15 protein-coding genes are annotated in these 13401 nt (G+C 67.2%); 7 read left to right on the plus strand and 8 right to left on the minus strand.

Annotated elements, in window-relative coordinates:
- Positions 1-8: 8 nt before the first annotated feature.
- The 4 genes from ABLE92_RS19510 to ABLE92_RS19525 all read right to left on the minus strand — a co-directional run bounded on the left by ABLE92_RS19510 (position 9) and on the right by ABLE92_RS19525 (position 3320).
- On the minus strand, positions 9-683 hold the full coding sequence (locus ABLE92_RS19510; RefSeq protein ID WP_348806441.1) for a FadR/GntR family transcriptional regulator: 675 nt from the start codon (positions 681-683) through the stop codon (positions 9-11).
- A gap of 20 nt (positions 684-703) precedes the next feature.
- Positions 704-1600: a sulfite exporter TauE/SafE family protein gene (locus tag ABLE92_RS19515; protein WP_348806442.1), complete on the minus strand. Its 897-nt coding sequence runs from the start codon at positions 1598-1600 to the stop codon at positions 704-706.
- 104 nt (positions 1601-1704) lie between these two features.
- The gene (locus tag ABLE92_RS19520; RefSeq protein WP_348806443.1) at positions 1705-2916 is read right to left on the minus strand and encodes an RNA polymerase sigma factor; all 1212 of its coding nucleotides are present in this window, start codon (positions 2914-2916) and stop codon (positions 1705-1707) included.
- Positions 2913-3320 (minus strand): YciI family protein, encoded by a 408-nt coding sequence (locus ABLE92_RS19525; protein ID WP_348806444.1) that lies wholly within the window; start codon positions 3318-3320, stop codon positions 2913-2915. The genes ABLE92_RS19520 and ABLE92_RS19525 overlap by 4 nt, the downstream gene beginning before the upstream one ends.
- Positions 3321-3487: 167 nt before the next feature.
- Here ABLE92_RS19525 and ABLE92_RS19530 point away from each other — a divergent pair, with 167 nt between their 5' ends.
- Positions 3488-3997 (plus strand): alpha/beta fold hydrolase, encoded by a 510-nt coding sequence (locus ABLE92_RS19530; RefSeq protein ID WP_348806445.1) that lies wholly within the window; start codon positions 3488-3490, stop codon positions 3995-3997.
- A gap of 99 nt (positions 3998-4096) precedes the next feature.
- On the opposite strand, the gene ABLE92_RS19535 is transcribed toward ABLE92_RS19530, so the two are convergent.
- The 3 genes from ABLE92_RS19535 to macS all read right to left on the minus strand — a co-directional run bounded on the left by ABLE92_RS19535 (position 4097) and on the right by macS (position 8208).
- Complete coding sequence (locus ABLE92_RS19535; RefSeq protein ID WP_348806446.1) at positions 4097-6223, minus strand: DUF2339 domain-containing protein; 2127 nt, start codon at positions 6221-6223, stop codon at positions 4097-4099.
- A gap of 87 nt (positions 6224-6310) precedes the next feature.
- Positions 6311-6970: a response regulator gene (locus ABLE92_RS19540; protein WP_348806447.1), complete on the minus strand. Its 660-nt coding sequence runs from the start codon at positions 6968-6970 to the stop codon at positions 6311-6313.
- Complete coding sequence (gene macS / locus ABLE92_RS19545) at positions 6967-8208, minus strand: MacS family sensor histidine kinase (RefSeq protein WP_348806448.1); 1242 nt, start codon at positions 8206-8208, stop codon at positions 6967-6969. The genes ABLE92_RS19540 and macS overlap by 4 nt, the downstream gene beginning before the upstream one ends.
- 258 nt (positions 8209-8466) lie before the next feature.
- On the opposite strand from macS, the gene arr reads away from it, so the two are divergent.
- From arr to ABLE92_RS19560, 3 genes are all read left to right on the plus strand, one after another.
- Entirely contained in the window at positions 8467-8898 is a 432-nt protein-coding gene (gene arr, locus ABLE92_RS19550) for an NAD(+)--rifampin ADP-ribosyltransferase (protein ID WP_348806449.1), read from the plus strand.
- A gap of 13 nt (positions 8899-8911) precedes the next feature.
- Positions 8912-9361, plus strand: a complete 450-nt coding sequence (locus ABLE92_RS19555; RefSeq protein ID WP_348806450.1) for a YdeI/OmpD-associated family protein — start codon at positions 8912-8914, stop codon at positions 9359-9361.
- A 264-nt stretch (positions 9362-9625) separates the two neighbouring features.
- Positions 9626-10261 carry a neutral zinc metallopeptidase gene (locus ABLE92_RS19560; RefSeq protein WP_348806451.1) on the plus strand — a complete coding sequence of 212 codons (636 nt, stop codon included), beginning with the start codon at positions 9626-9628 and terminating at the stop codon, positions 10259-10261.
- Positions 10262-10371: 110 nt separating this feature from the next.
- Here the strand turns inward: ABLE92_RS19560 and ABLE92_RS19565 are convergent, their stop codons facing one another.
- On the minus strand, positions 10372-10815 hold the full coding sequence (locus tag ABLE92_RS19565; RefSeq protein WP_348806459.1) for an Ltp family lipoprotein: 444 nt from the start codon (positions 10813-10815) through the stop codon (positions 10372-10374).
- A 157-nt stretch (positions 10816-10972) separates the two neighbouring features.
- On the opposite strand from ABLE92_RS19565, the gene ABLE92_RS19570 reads away from it, so the two are divergent.
- The 3 genes from ABLE92_RS19570 (at position 10973) to ABLE92_RS19580 (ending at position 12988) form a co-directional block, all read left to right on the plus strand.
- Complete coding sequence (locus ABLE92_RS19570; RefSeq protein ID WP_348806452.1) at positions 10973-12265, plus strand: glycosyltransferase; 1293 nt, start codon at positions 10973-10975, stop codon at positions 12263-12265.
- Positions 12266-12329: 64 nt separating this feature from the next.
- Positions 12330-12584 (plus strand): type II toxin-antitoxin system Phd/YefM family antitoxin, encoded by a 255-nt coding sequence (locus ABLE92_RS19575; protein WP_348806453.1) that lies wholly within the window; start codon positions 12330-12332, stop codon positions 12582-12584.
- Entirely contained in the window at positions 12584-12988 is a 405-nt protein-coding gene (locus ABLE92_RS19580) for a type II toxin-antitoxin system VapC family toxin (RefSeq protein WP_348806454.1), read from the plus strand. The genes ABLE92_RS19575 and ABLE92_RS19580 overlap by 1 nt, the downstream gene beginning before the upstream one ends.
- Positions 12989-13401: the final 413 nt, after the last annotated feature.

The raw sequence follows: 13401 nt of genomic DNA on the forward strand, positions 1-13401 counted from the left end.
GTCCGCCCTCAATCCCGCTTTCCGAGTTGGTCTGCGAGGCCCAAAAGGTGTATGCGAGTGAGAGCTTCGGCAGTTTCCGGATCACGGTCCAAGACGGCTGCCACCAATCTCTCGTGATCTGATGTGTCGTGATCGTCGAGGTCCATCAACGTGAGCATGTCGGTCATGGCGGTGATCAGGCGCGGTCGCAGACTGTCGAACAGCGCGATCAACAACGGGCTGTGCGACGCCTGAACCATTCGCCGGTGCAGTCGGATGTCGGCCGTCGCAAGTGCTTCGGGCCCGGAGCCGGCGACATCGTTGCGGGCGTTGAGGGCCTCCCGAATCGCGGTCGCATCTTCGCTGTCGTGGGCGAGGGCTGCCAGTGCGGCAGCCCGCGACTCGATGGCGATGCGGACCTGCAAGACGTCGCCGATCTCGGCGATCTGCGCGAGCTGATCCCATGGCTCGGCCGGTTCTGCGGCGGCGAGAAACACGCCGACACCTTGTTTGGTGACCAACACGCCGCGAGCAGCCAACCGGCGGATCGCCTCGCGTATCGTCGAGCGGCCCACCGAGAGTTCGCTCGCGAGTGCCACTTCACCGGGAAGTTGCTCACCGATCGCCCAACGTCCGTCGCGGATGTCGTCGAGCAATGCCCGGGCCGCCCGCTCCGACAGCGGCACCCGTGTGAGTGCTTCCATTTCTCCCGTTTCCCGCATCCCTAGCCATGTGACGACGATCGCTGACGATGATAGTCAGACCGGGCTGCCGTGGGCTGCGCCGCAGCGCTCACCTCACGCCACATGCGGTACATCTCTCGGACGGCGATTGCGAGGGCGAAGAGGGCGAACACCACGCTGAGGACCTTGATGTCGAGTGCCAACGCCAGCAGGACCCCGACGACGGCGCCTGGCAGCGCGCCGATGTTGAGTAGGGTGCCGAGGCGCAGATCGGCCGTGCCCTGGCGGGCATGGGCGATGGTCCCGACGATGGCGTTCGGAAAGAACATCAGCAGCGAAGTGCCTTCCGCGGTCGGCAGGTCAGTACCGAAGAGCAGCATCAGTGCGGGCACGGCGAGAAGACCACCACCCAGTCCCATACCGGCGGCCCAGGCCCCGATGACGAACCCGAGAATCAGCGAAACCGGAAGCGTGAATCCCCAGGAGGCAATCCAACCGGCGGGCACCACGGCCGATCCCTGGAGGGGGTCGGCTCCGGCGGCATCGAGAATCAGTTTGAGGCCCGTGGCCAGCAGAATCGCGACGAACAACCACCGCAGCACCAGGTGCGGGATCTTCAGGATCAATGGCACGCCGAGGAGTGCGCCGAGTGTTCCGCCGATGACCATTCCGGTGCCGGCGTGCAGATCGATAGAGCCACCGACCAGGGCGAAGGTCGCCGCGCCCACTCCGGTGACGGCGATGTTGGCGGCGCCGGCCGTGCCGTGCAGGCTCGGCCGCGACAGCGAGGTCACCTTCTCGAGAGCGGGGACGTAGAAGACGCCGCTACCGCCGCCGAGCAGTCCCCCGATGACGCCGCCGGTCGCGCCGATGCCGAGCGCTATGCCCAGCCCGGGCCGGTCTGCGCGGTGGTGATCGGACGGATGGCGGGACGTCATATTGGGTCTCCTTGTGCGAACCAGCGGTGTGAACGCAGAGTAGCACTTGTCTGACAAGTGAGGAAGATGCAGTACCGTCGGGCAAAGTGATCCGCACAGCGTCCTCAGTGGTCCGTCGGGCGATCGTCTCCGGTGTTGAGCGTGGTGGTGGCGTGCAGGGCCTGTCGGGTCAGATGATCGCGCTCGGCGTTCGTGGTCGCCTGGCGCGCAGCCTCAGCGAATTCCTTTGCGGCCGTCGCGTAGTCGCCGGCGTTGAGATGTAGATGGGCGGACGCGGCGACAAACCGGGGCACCGTCGGATCGACCTCACTCAGCGCGGCGAGCCCGGCGGCCGGACCGTCGGCCTCCCCGACCGCGACGGCTCGATTGAGTTGCACGACAGGAGAATCGGTCAACACCACGAGCTCGTCATACCACTGGACGATCTGCACCCAGTCGGTCTCCTCCACACGCTGGGCATCCGCGTGTAAGGCGGCGATCGCCGCTTGGGCCTGATACTCGCCGAGCCGATCGCGAGCCAGCGCGGCCTGCAGGATCGCCACCCCCTCGACGATGAGCGAGGAATCCCAGGCCGACCGGTCCTGCTCGGAGAGCGGAATGAGTTGTCCGCCAACGCCGATCCGCGCCGGACGACGAGCATGATGTAGCAGCATCAGCGCGAGCAACCCGTCGGTCTCCGGATCGTCGAGCCGTGCTGCGAGCGTGCGGGTCACCCGGATCGCCTCGGCGGCGAGATCGATCTCGCCCGAGTATCCCTCGTTGAACAACAGGTACAGCACGTGAAGCACCGTCGCCACATCACCCGGCTCGTCCAGACGGACACCCGCGATGCGTTGCTTGGCCCGGCTGATCCGTTGCGCCATGGTCGATTCCGGCACCATGTACGCCTCGGCGATCTGTCGGGTCGTCAAGCCCGCGACCGCGCGCAGCGTCAACGCGATCGCCGACGACGGCGTCAACCGCGGATGGGCACACAGAAAGTACAACCACAGCGTGTCGTCGGTGTCTGCCGAGTCGCCGGGCGCCGGCTCGGCGGCGACGAGTTGCTCACGCGCAGCACGGGATCCGTCGGCACGTACCTGATCGAGAAAGATCCGCCACGCGGTCGTGACGAGCCAGGCCTTCGGGTTCTGTGGGGGCCGCGTCGGCCAGGTTTCCCAGGCGCGGACCAGCGCGGACTGCACCGCGTCCTCGGCGGAGGCGAAGTCGGCCCCGCGTCCGACGAGGATGCCGATGACCGCGGGGATCTGGGCGCCGATCGCCAACGCATCCAGATCCCCGAGATCCCCGAGATCCCCGCGGTCGCCGGTGGTCATTCGGTGATGGTCGGTGGCGCGGACATCACCGGCCGCAACTCGAGCCATTCGCCGAGCGGACGCCCACCGGCGCCCGGAGCCGCCGACAACTCGCCGGCCAGTTCCAGGGCGCGGTCATAGGAATCGACGTCGATGATCATCCAGCCAGCGATCAGATCCTTGGTCTCGGCGAACGGGCCGTCGGTGACCGGCGGTCGGCCCTCACCGTCGGAACGCACCCACACGCCGTCCATCGACACCGCGTCGGCGGAGACGAACTCGCCGGACGACTCGAGTTTCTCGGCGAAATCCTGCATGTACTGGATGTGCGCCTCCCACTCGGCGGGAGTCCACTGATCGGTCGGAACGTCGTTGACCGGGGTCTTTCCGCCGCGGTAGTGCTTGAGCATCAGATACTTGGCCATCGGCCTGCCTTTCGTCCGACGCGGACATGTGTTCCGCATTCACTGAGGAGACGGAGCCACCACACGGAATTCGACATGTCTCAGGAGAATCTTTTCGCCCGATCCGCCGGCAGCGATGAGTTTCGTCGCCGGGCCGGGTCTGTACTCACCATAGAGAGGAGCCGCTGATGACGAGGCGATTGTTGTTCATCCACGGGGCCGGGGGTGGCGACGACGACCGATCCCTGGCCGACGGGCTGGCGAGCCTGCTCGACGCCGACCTGACCTACCCGCTGCTCCCCGACGAGGACATGTCACCGGCCGCGTGGGCATCCCCGATCCGCACCCACCTGCACCGACTCGGCCCCGACGACGTCCTCGTCGCCCACTCGTTCGGGGCATCGGTGCTGCTCCAGGTCCTGGCCGAGACCGCCACCTCCGTGCCGGTGCGGCGCGCCACGTTGCTGGCGATGCCGAACTTCGAGCCCGTCGGATGGGATGTCCCCGAGTACGCCTTCGACGGCCCCGAACCCGACGTCGAACTCGCGCTGCATCACTGCGCCGACGACGAGGTGGTGGAGTTCGGGCATCTGACGCTGAACGCCGCGCGGCTTCCGTCGGCGACCGTGCACCGCCACACCACGGGTGGGCATCAGTTCGACGGTCTCGCGCAGCGGCTCGCGACGATCATCGGCTGACCCCCACACGCACAAGCGCTGACCCGCACAACGACGGGCCGGTTCGGAGGAATCCTCCGAACCGGCCCGTCCACGTCAGCCGAGGTCACCGCATCCGCATCACCAGGTCTGCGGCGATCGCGGCTGAGGCGTCTGCGCCTGGGGCCCGTGCATCTGCGGCCCATGCGTTTGCGGCCCGACACCGCGGTTGTCCGGCGAACCCAGCGACTGTGCGTACGCCGCACCCAGCGACAGCAACAGCAGCCCGACGACGATGAACGCGATGACCCGGAACACGCCGTCGAGGGCGGCGAGGTCGAACAGGAACAACTTGGCGATCGCGGCGGCGATGACGGCCAGGCTCACCGTGATCGTCATCCCGCGAGCGTTGCCGTGCAGGCGCCGCGCCCACAGCAGACCGGCCGCCGCGGCCAGCACCCACACGATGGTCGCCGCGGCATGTCCACCGCGGATACCGCCGGTGCTCCCACCGCTGATCAGACCCCCGAGGAAGACACAGATCTCGGTGACCAGGAACAGCGCGATCAGGCCACCGAGAATGGCGACGATCTGCTGGTCGGTGGCCGCACGGCCCTGCGACCACGACCAGACGAGCACACCCACGGCGACGAGCGACAGGACCGCCGCGGCCAGCAGCATCGCCTGATCCGCGATCCCGATCGACGACACGAACAGCATCTGCAGGGCACCCGACGGCAGGGTGGCCAGGACTGCGGCGCCGGTGAACAGCGAGCCGATGAGGCGCAACGTCAGGGCGATCGGGGCGTCCAGCGATTCGCCGAAGCAACTCGCGACCGCGACGACCAGACCCAGCCCGGCGATCCCGACGATCACGCCGGTGCCATGGAGGCTCGACCCCACCGCGGCGAGGGCGGTGACCGCCGCTGCGGTCAGCCACACGGTCCGGCACGCGACGGTGATCGACGCATGAAGCTGCCCGCCTCCCACCGCGAGGGAAGCCAGCAGCACGGTGACGGCCGACAAGGCGACGGTGGCGACGAGGGCGCCGGCAATCCCGTTGGCTCCCGGCAGGGGCAGCAGCGGCACCACCGAGAACAACGCCAGCAGCAGGGTGCGGGTGGACCACCGCATCAACACGATCGACGAGCCCAGGGCGAGAAGCACATTGACCAACGCCGCGACCACGAACAGGGCACCGTTACCGGCCGGGGCCGCGATCGCCATCGCGATCAGCGGCAGGGTGACGGCGACGGTGTTGACCGCATACAGCGCGGTCCAGTTGCGCCGCAACTGAATCCACATGGTGGCGGCAGCGTACGCGAGCAGGAACCCGACGAGCAGGGTGTTCGGTCCACCGGACAGGAAGGGCGCGAACACGATCAACGCGACACCGACCATCAGGCCCAGTGCCTGACTGTTCCACACATGGGCGACGGCCAGTCCGCCGGCGGCGATGGCGGCCGCGAGGATCACCGCGACATAGCCGGGGAACCAGTGATAGATGGCGGTCGCGGCGAGGACGTCGAACAGCGCCGTGGTGACGCCGGTGGCGATCACCGCTCCGGCGGCGCTGCGCTTGCCGTCGCGTCGACCGAGAAGCAGACCCGCACCGAACAGGATCGCCGCGAGCAGAGCACCACCGGCGACGCGGATCTCCGGGCGCAACAGTCCCGCCTGCGCGGCGAGTACCAGCAGGAACACCACACCGGTCAGCGTGACGGCCACGCCCGCGATGGCCAGGACCGTCCCGACCAGGCCACGTTCGGTGGCGGCGGCGATTCGCTCGGACATCGACGGTCGCGGTGGCGGGGGCGTATACGGGCGCGGTGCCGGCGGAAGGCCGACGGGGTAGGGGCGGCCACCCGGAGGGAAGGGCGGCGGACCGGCGGGTGCCGTGACGAACGGTGGAGCGGGTGGGGCGGCAAACGGTGCGGCGACGAATGGTGCGCCGGCGAACGGTGCGGCGACAAACGGTGGCGCGGCGAATGCGGCGTGCGGTGCCGCGGCGGGCGGTGCGACAAATGGCGGTGCGGGCGGCGGCGTCGGGCTCGGTGCTGCGGGCTGCTGGGGTGAGGACATCGGCTGCGCCGCGGTCGGCGTCGGCGTGGGTGCGTCGGCGGGTGCGGGCGCGGATTCGGCGAGGAGCGATTCGAGGGTGGCGACGTCGCCGGAGATGATCGACATGCGTCGCGTGAGGTCGGCGACCTCACCGTGAATGCGGTGGAGCAGGCTCGCGGGGGAGCCGTCGGGGGCGGTGGGAGACATGACTGCAAGCCTCGATCAGACGCGGCCGGCGATCATGCGTACATCTACCCAGTGGCCCTCGGTAGTGGGCCGTGGCGGCTCGTTGTCTCAGTCGCGGTCGAGTCCGTGTTCGATGGCGTAGCGCGTCAACTCGACCCGGTTGGCCAACTGGAGTTTTCGCAGCGCAGCGCCGACGTGGTTCTCGACGGTGCGTGGGCTGATCGACAGTCGTGTCGCGATCTGCCGGGACGAGAGGCCCTTGGCGACCTCCCGCAACACCTGCGTCTCGCGGTCGGTGAGGACGGGGGTGTCGGGCCCGGGATCGCGGGAGATCCGTCGGTACTCACCGAGGACCAGGCCCGCCAGCCCGGGCGTGAACACGGTCTGTCCGGCGGCCGTGGCGCGGACCGCGGCGACCAGTTCGGACCGTTGTGCACTCTTCACCAGATATCCGGTGGCGCCGGCCTTCACGGCCTCGAGGACGTCGTCGCGTTCATCCGACGCCGACAGGATCAGGACGTGGGCATTGGGGCAGGCCGCGAGGACCTCGGCGGTGGCCGACGCGCCCGTCCCGTCGGGCATCTGCATGTCCATCAGCACCACGTCGGGTTGGACGGCGGCCGCGCGTGCGGTGGCCGCGCGGACACCGTCGGCGGTGGCGACGACCTCGAACCCCTCGTCGGTGAGGTCACGGGCGACGCCGTCGCGCCACATCGGGTGGTCGTCGACCACCATCACCCGGATCGGGGCATCACCGGTCGCGGTCATCGGGTTGTCTCCTCCGTCGTTCCTCGGTGCGCGACCGGATCCCGCGGGATCGTCAACTCCCATTCGGTTCCCGCACCGGGGGCCGTGTGCAATCGCGCGTGGCCCCCGAGATCGTCGATCCGGCCGATGATCGAGCGTTCGATTCCCATCCTGCCCTCCGCACGCGCCTGTTCGAGACGTCCCGGCGCAATTCCCACGCCCGTGTCGCGGACGCTGACGATCACCTCGTCGTCGAGATCTTCGAGCAGAACATAGCTGTGGGCGTCGGGACCGGCATGCAACTCCGCATTGTGCAGGATGTTGCCGACCGCGGCGAGTATCTCGGCAGCCGCCTCGGCGGGTAACGCGACGGCGTCGGGTGGGGTGCTGACCGACACCGCGTCGCTGCCGAGGGCCCGCAGTGCTGCGGCGAGATCCTGCTCACCGGCGGGTGGATCGTCAGCCGGTGTCGCCGGTTGCGCGGCGATCAGCCGTCGCAGACGCTGTTCCTGATCGGCGGCCAGCCTCGCGAGTTCGGCTGTCTCACCACCGATTTCCGAACCACGACGAGCCACCAGTGCCAGAACCTGCAACACGCCGTCGTGGACCTCGCGGGCGAGTCGTTCACGTTCGGATGCCTCGGCCGCCGACCGGATCGCGGCGCTCAGCCGGGCATGGGTGACGCGCGCCCGCGTCGCGGCCAGCCCGAGGGCCATGCCCGTCATGATGAGCAACAGGAATGTCGCGTTACGACCGAAATTCCACACGATGTAGTTCTTGACGACGAAGGTGCTCGCGCCGATGGCCGCGCCGGCAGCCATCCCGTAGAGCGACCCGCCGAGCAACGCCGCCGACAGGACACAGTTGGTCATCCACAGGGTGGTGGGCCAGGGTTGGTTGCCGGCCACCCAGGCCGCGTCGGCGACGTAGGACGTCGACAGGATCATCACCACCGACACCGCGATCTCGCTGCCGACGAACCACCAGTTGCGTCCGAAACCGGCGACGTATCCGATCGACCACCACACGTTGGCGATGGCCATCAACGCGAAGAGCACCCAGGTCAGGCCGGGTCGCACCAGGTCGTTGTTGATGGCGATCTGGAACCCGAGGGCGTAACAGAACGACGCGAGCCGGAAGATCTGCGCGGCCCGCCACAGCGGTCCGACCGGATCGTTGTCGTCGAGGCTGCGCAACCGCGACGGGAAGAGACGGTCGACGTCGGTCGCGGTGACAGGAACCGATCGGGACGACGACATCGTCAGATCGCTCCGCGAGACGGGCGGCCGAGAGAGGTGAGGCGCATGCGTGCTCCGGCGGTCGACGACGAGGGGTTTCCATCATGGCCCATGACGGGTCCAGGGCAGCCTCGGGAGCGGCGATCCACCAGAAGTTCGTCGTGGAACGTCACTCCAGGGAATGACGTTCCACGACGTTGTTCTCACGTGGCGTGCCAGTAGTCTCGGTGATCAGCAGTCTCGACGAGTCCCATCACCAACCTGGGCTGGAGTGACACGGTGACACAGCAACCCCCGCAACCCTTTGAGCCGCACGAGTCGGGAGCCTTCCTGCACGGCACCAAGGCCGATCTGCGGATCGGGGATCTCCTCGTCGCCGGTCACGGATCGAACTTCGAGGACGGGCGCATCGCCAATCACGTGTACGTCACCCGAACCCTGGATGCTGCGGTGTGGGGTGCCGAGCTGGCAAATGGTGGCGGGCCCGGACGCATTTACGTTGTCGAGCCGACTGGTGCGATCGAGGACGACCCGAACGTGACCGACAAGAAGTTCCCCGGCAATCCGACCCAGTCGTTCCGGACCCGGGCTGCGGTGCGCGTGGTGGGTGAACTCACCGACTGGGCCGGGCATCCACCCGAGCTGCTGCAGGCCCGACGCGACGGCCTCGCCGAACTCCGACGACGCGGTGCCGCGATCATCGACGATTGAGAGGAAGTCATCCATGGGCGAGAAGCTGAGCATCACAACGGTATTGGAGCCGACGGGGCCCGCGGCGGCGGTGATGCTGACCGATGAGCAAGTCGCCGTACTCGGCGGCGGCAAGACACCGCCGGTGTCGATCACCGTCGGCGGTGTCACCGTCGCCGGGCGCGTCGGCCGGATGGGCGGGCAGAACGTCGTCGGCTTCAGCAAGGCGGTTCGAGCACGACTCGGCGTGGAGCCCGGCGACACCATCGACGTCGAGATCGCCCTCGACAGTGCCCCTCGTGAGGTCGAGATCCCGCCGGCACTCGCCGACGCGTTGGCCGCCGACCCGACGATCAAGGCGTCCTTCGACGCCCTCTCGTTCACCAAACGCAAGGAATTCGCGCGCTCGGTGGCCGAGGCGAAGAAGGACGAGACCCGCGACCGTCGGCTGGCGTCCATTGTCGCCGCGTTGCAGAAGGACTGAGCTGCACCAGCACTGACGACGGCGCTTACCTCGACGTTGACAGCGCTCGCTCTGACGTTGACAGCGCTCGCCTTCTCACTGACAGCGCTCGCTCTGACGTTGGCAGCGCTTGCCTTTCACTGACAGCGCTTGCCCCGGCGCTCAACCGTTCGAATGATCCACGCACTTCGATGGAACCGCGACGGTGTCCCGTCCCTCTTATAGGGCAACACCATCCACGCGTCCGCCCGCAGCGGCGGACGCCCATCGAAAGGGACACCCCCCGTGCGACCATTCCTGACCTCACTGATCACCGCGGCGACGGTGATCACCGCTGCCGCACTCTCCATCGGCGACGGCACGGCGATTGCGGCGGCCGAATCCGGTGCCTCGGAGTCGGTTGCCGAGGACTACCACGCCGCGGTCGACGTGATCGCAGACTATTGGGCGCAGCAGGCGCCGGAGATGTTCGGGATCGACTACGAGCCGCCGACCGTCCGCGGCGTCATCGATCCGGGTGACGCGACCGCGTGCGGTCCGATGCCGGAGATGAACGCGATCTACTGCCCGCGGGACCACTCGGTCCAATTCGGTTCGGATTACCTGGAATTGGCGGATTCCATCGGCGACGTCATCGTCTACGACGTCGTCGCCCACGAGTGGGGGCACGCGATTCTCGCACAGGTGCCGTCATCGTTGGTCGAGGATCCGCAGGAGTTGCAGGCAGAGTGCCTGGCCGGCGGTGCGCTCGGCGATCTCGCGCGCGACGGGGTGATCGTCGTCGAGGACGGTGATCTCGAGGAGGTCGTCAAGCTGTTCCGGTACTCCGATGCGCCCGGCGACGCCCATGGCACGGCGGAGCAGCAGGCTCTGGCCTTCGCGACCGGCTGGCGGCAGGGTCCGGCCGCATGTTTTGAGTGAGGCGCGCGCATTCCTCCGTGTGCTGTCGGATGCTCGTGACCCAGACGATAAACGTCGTAGAACGTCACGCTCTGGGGTGACGTTCTACGACGTTTCGTCGCGAATGCCCGTCAGAGTCCCACGGCGGTCACGCCGTACCGCGCCTGTGCGGGGGTGAAGCCCTCGTATTCGAGTTGCTCGATGAGGCCTTGGCGTGAGAACGAACTGATCTCCAGATAAGTCTCCGCGGACTTCGCTGCCTGTTCGTTCCAATCGACAGTGATGTGATCGACGGCGTATTCCGCGTCGGCGGTGGAGAAGCCCTCGTACTCAAGCTGCTCGATGAGTCCCTGGCGCGAGAACGCGCTGATGCTCAAGTAGGCCTCCGCCGACTCCACGGCATTCTGCCGGCTCACGGTGGACGCGGGAACGTACTGAACCTGCGGGCTCGACAACGCTCCGGTGATGGCCGAATTGGCAACGGGCTGTGCGGATGCGTGGGCGGTGGTGGCGACGCCGATGGCGAACGGAGCGGCAAGGGCGACGAGGAATGCGGCGGCACGCGATGTTTTCATCTTCACGGACGGGGACGTTACGTGGTCCCTACGACAAGAAGTATCGGTCGTGAGAAGGACACCGCGTCGGGCATCGGCAACCGAGTAGCCCGCTACTCGCGACCCCGGCCCCCTCAGGGAGGACGCTGGGTGCAACACCGCCCGGAAGGATCCCCCGATGTCCGACATCGTCATCGGCACCGTGCCGCTGCACGGCCACGTGACGCCGCTGCTCAACGTTGCGCGTCACCTGGTGGAGCGGGGGGATCGTGTCCGCTTTCTGACCGGCTCTCGCTTCGCCGAGAAGGTGACAGCCGTTGGTGCGCAGCATGTGCCGTTACCTCCGGAGGCGGACTTCGACGACCGGCAGGACTGGGACGTCGTGTTCCCCGAACGCCGCGAACTCAGCGGAATCCGGGCGCTCGCCTTTGACATCGAGAACACGTTTGTCCGACCTGCGCAATCGCAATACCAGGCCCTGCAGACGCTTTTCGCCGAGACGCCTGCCGACGCGGTGCTCACCGACGGAGCGTTCGCCGGAGGCGCGTACCTGTTGGGCGGCGACCCAGCTCAACGCCCGCCCGTGATCGCATGCGGGGTGACCCCGCTGTTCATCAGCAGCCGCGACACGGCTCCGGGCGGGATGGGGCTCTTACCCGTGACGGGGCCGGTCGGGCGGCTGCGCAACGCGGCGCTTGCCCAGGTGGCGCGTCGTCTGGTCCTGGCCGATGCGCAGAGGGTCGCCGACGGAATTCATCGCGAGATCCATGGCACGCCATTGGAATTCCTCGTTCTCGACTGGCCACGGCACGCCGATGCCATCCTCCAGTTCACCGTGCCCGAGTTCGAATACCCCAGGAGCGATGCTCCCGAGCACCTCCACTTCGTCGGACCGGTCTCGGCGACCGGTTCGCGGGCCCCGTTACCCGACTGGTGGTCGCAGCTCGACGGTTCGCGGCCGGTCATCCACGTCACGCAGGGCACCTTCGCCAACCGGGATTACCGTCAGATCATCACCCCCACCCTGGAGGCATTCGCCGACGACGACGTGCACATCGTCGTCTCCACCGGCGGTCGACGCGTCGACACACTTCCCGAGCTTCCCGCCAATACCTTTGCCGCCGAATATCTTCCGTACGACGACCTGCTCCCGAAGACCGACGTCTTCGTCACCAACGGCGGCTACGGCGGCGTTCAGTACGCGCTGCGGTACGGCGTCCCCGTCGTGACCAGTGGTGGCCTGGAGGACAAGCCCGAGGTGGGTGCGCGGATCGCCTGGTCGGGCGTCGGGCGACGGCTGAAGTCCGAAATGCCCTCTGCCGCTGCAGTGCGCGAGGCGGTGCGCCACGTGCTCGATGACTCGTCGTATGCGCAGGCTGCCGAACGCATGGCGACCGCGATGGCCGACAGCGCCGGACTTCAGAAATGTGTCGAGGTCGTTGACCGGCTCATCGGCACCAACCGTCCGTGATTGCGCCGCCCGGTGCGCGCCGGGTAGTTAGACAAATATCTAGATTGCCGTGAGCATGGATGCCATGACTGAGTCCGTTTCTGTGGGTGAACTGCGCCAGAATCCGACGGCAGCGCTGTCCGCGGTAGCTGACGGCCGCACGCTTGTGGTCACCAAACACAACCGTCCGGTCGCAGAGTTGCGGCCGATTTCCAAGCGAATCGGCGTGGCACCGCGCGAGTTCGCGGCTCTCATGCGCTCGCACGCGCATGACACGCGTTGGGCTGAGGAGTTGGCGGATCAGCGGGCCGAGGACGTCGACGATCCTTGGGAGCGTTGATGGTGGCAGCGTTGCTCGACACGTCGGTGCTGGTTGCGGTGAACAAGCCCGGCGAGACGGCGCCCGATCTCGACGACTTCGACGAACTCTTCGTCTCGTCGCTGTCGTACACCGAGCTGCGCATGGGGCTCTACACGGTCGACGGCGAATCCAGAATTGCGCGTCATGACCTTCTGGAGGATTTGATCACACACTTCCGGGACGGCGTTCCGTACGACGATGCGGCCGCAGTCGCCTACGGTCGCATCGTCAGACAGGCGGTCGCCAACGGCGGTAGGGCAAGATCCCACGTCCTCGACAGGATGATCGCAGCGGTGGCCGTCGCAAACGGGTTGACGCTTGTGACGCGCAACGGTGCGGATCTCCGGGGGCTGGAATCGTTGGTCGACTTCACCGTGCGGTGACGCTTGACCTGTCATCCTCCTGTTCTGTAGGATCTCATCCTCTTTGTCAGTCGCGAACTGGGGTTTCTCATGATCTTGTCACCTGTGGGTTCTCACTAACTTGTCAGAATCCTCAGGCCAGCACTGCTCCCCGGCCGGCGCGTCATAGTTCGAGGTTGCAGTGCTGAAGCGGCGGGTTGCTAGGAGACCGCTACGCGACGTGAACTGCGGCTTGTGAATGGTCGAACCGTCCGACCGGCTGAACAAGGGCGATCGAACGCCGGCCGGTGTCGTGGCGATGTTCCCGGATGTGACGTGTAAGGGCTCGGGACATGCTTGACGTCGTGTCGTCGGGACATCGTTGACGTCTCACGCTTGTCGGTGGTCGCAGTCAGAGTGTGGGGGGTGTCCTTCTCTGCTGAGACTGAATCCGA

The sequence above is a fragment of the Gordonia oleivorans genome, from assembly GCF_040044975.1.
GTDB lineage: Bacteria > Actinomycetota > Actinomycetes > Mycobacteriales > Mycobacteriaceae > Gordonia > Gordonia oleivorans.

What these genes read in the sequence shown, in the direction of transcription:
- ABLE92_RS19540 (WP_348806447.1), bottom strand. Translation starts at nt 6,970, where the DNA reads ATGACCGCGACCGGTGATGCCCCGATCCGGGTGATGGTGGTCGACGAC.
- ABLE92_RS19570 (WP_348806452.1), top strand. Translation starts at nt 10,973, where the DNA reads ATGTCCGACATCGTCATCGGCACCGTGCCGCTGCACGGCCACGTGACG.
- ABLE92_RS19525 (WP_348806444.1), bottom strand. Translation starts at nt 3,320, where the DNA reads ATGGCCAAGTATCTGATGCTCAAGCACTACCGCGGCGGAAAGACCCCG.
- ABLE92_RS19520 (WP_348806443.1), bottom strand. Translation starts at nt 2,916, where the DNA reads ATGACCACCGGCGACCGCGGGGATCTCGGGGATCTCGGGGATCTGGAT.
- ABLE92_RS19575 (WP_348806453.1), top strand. Translation starts at nt 12,330, where the DNA reads ATGACTGAGTCCGTTTCTGTGGGTGAACTGCGCCAGAATCCGACGGCA.
- ABLE92_RS19580 (WP_348806454.1), top strand. Translation starts at nt 12,584, where the DNA reads ATGGTGGCAGCGTTGCTCGACACGTCGGTGCTGGTTGCGGTGAACAAG.
- ABLE92_RS19555 (WP_348806450.1), top strand. Translation starts at nt 8,912, where the DNA reads ATGGGCGAGAAGCTGAGCATCACAACGGTATTGGAGCCGACGGGGCCC.
- ABLE92_RS19565 (WP_348806459.1), bottom strand. Translation starts at nt 10,815, where the DNA reads ATGAAAACATCGCGTGCCGCCGCATTCCTCGTCGCCCTTGCCGCTCCG.
- macS (WP_348806448.1), bottom strand. Translation starts at nt 8,208, where the DNA reads ATGTCGTCGTCCCGATCGGTTCCTGTCACCGCGACCGACGTCGACCGT.
- ABLE92_RS19515 (WP_348806442.1), bottom strand. Translation starts at nt 1,600, where the DNA reads ATGACGTCCCGCCATCCGTCCGATCACCACCGCGCAGACCGGCCCGGG.
- ABLE92_RS19535 (WP_348806446.1), bottom strand. Translation starts at nt 6,223, where the DNA reads ATGTCTCCCACCGCCCCCGACGGCTCCCCCGCGAGCCTGCTCCACCGC.
- ABLE92_RS19530 (WP_348806445.1), top strand. Translation starts at nt 3,488, where the DNA reads ATGACGAGGCGATTGTTGTTCATCCACGGGGCCGGGGGTGGCGACGAC.
- ABLE92_RS19510 (WP_348806441.1), bottom strand. Translation starts at nt 683, where the DNA reads ATGGAAGCACTCACACGGGTGCCGCTGTCGGAGCGGGCGGCCCGGGCA.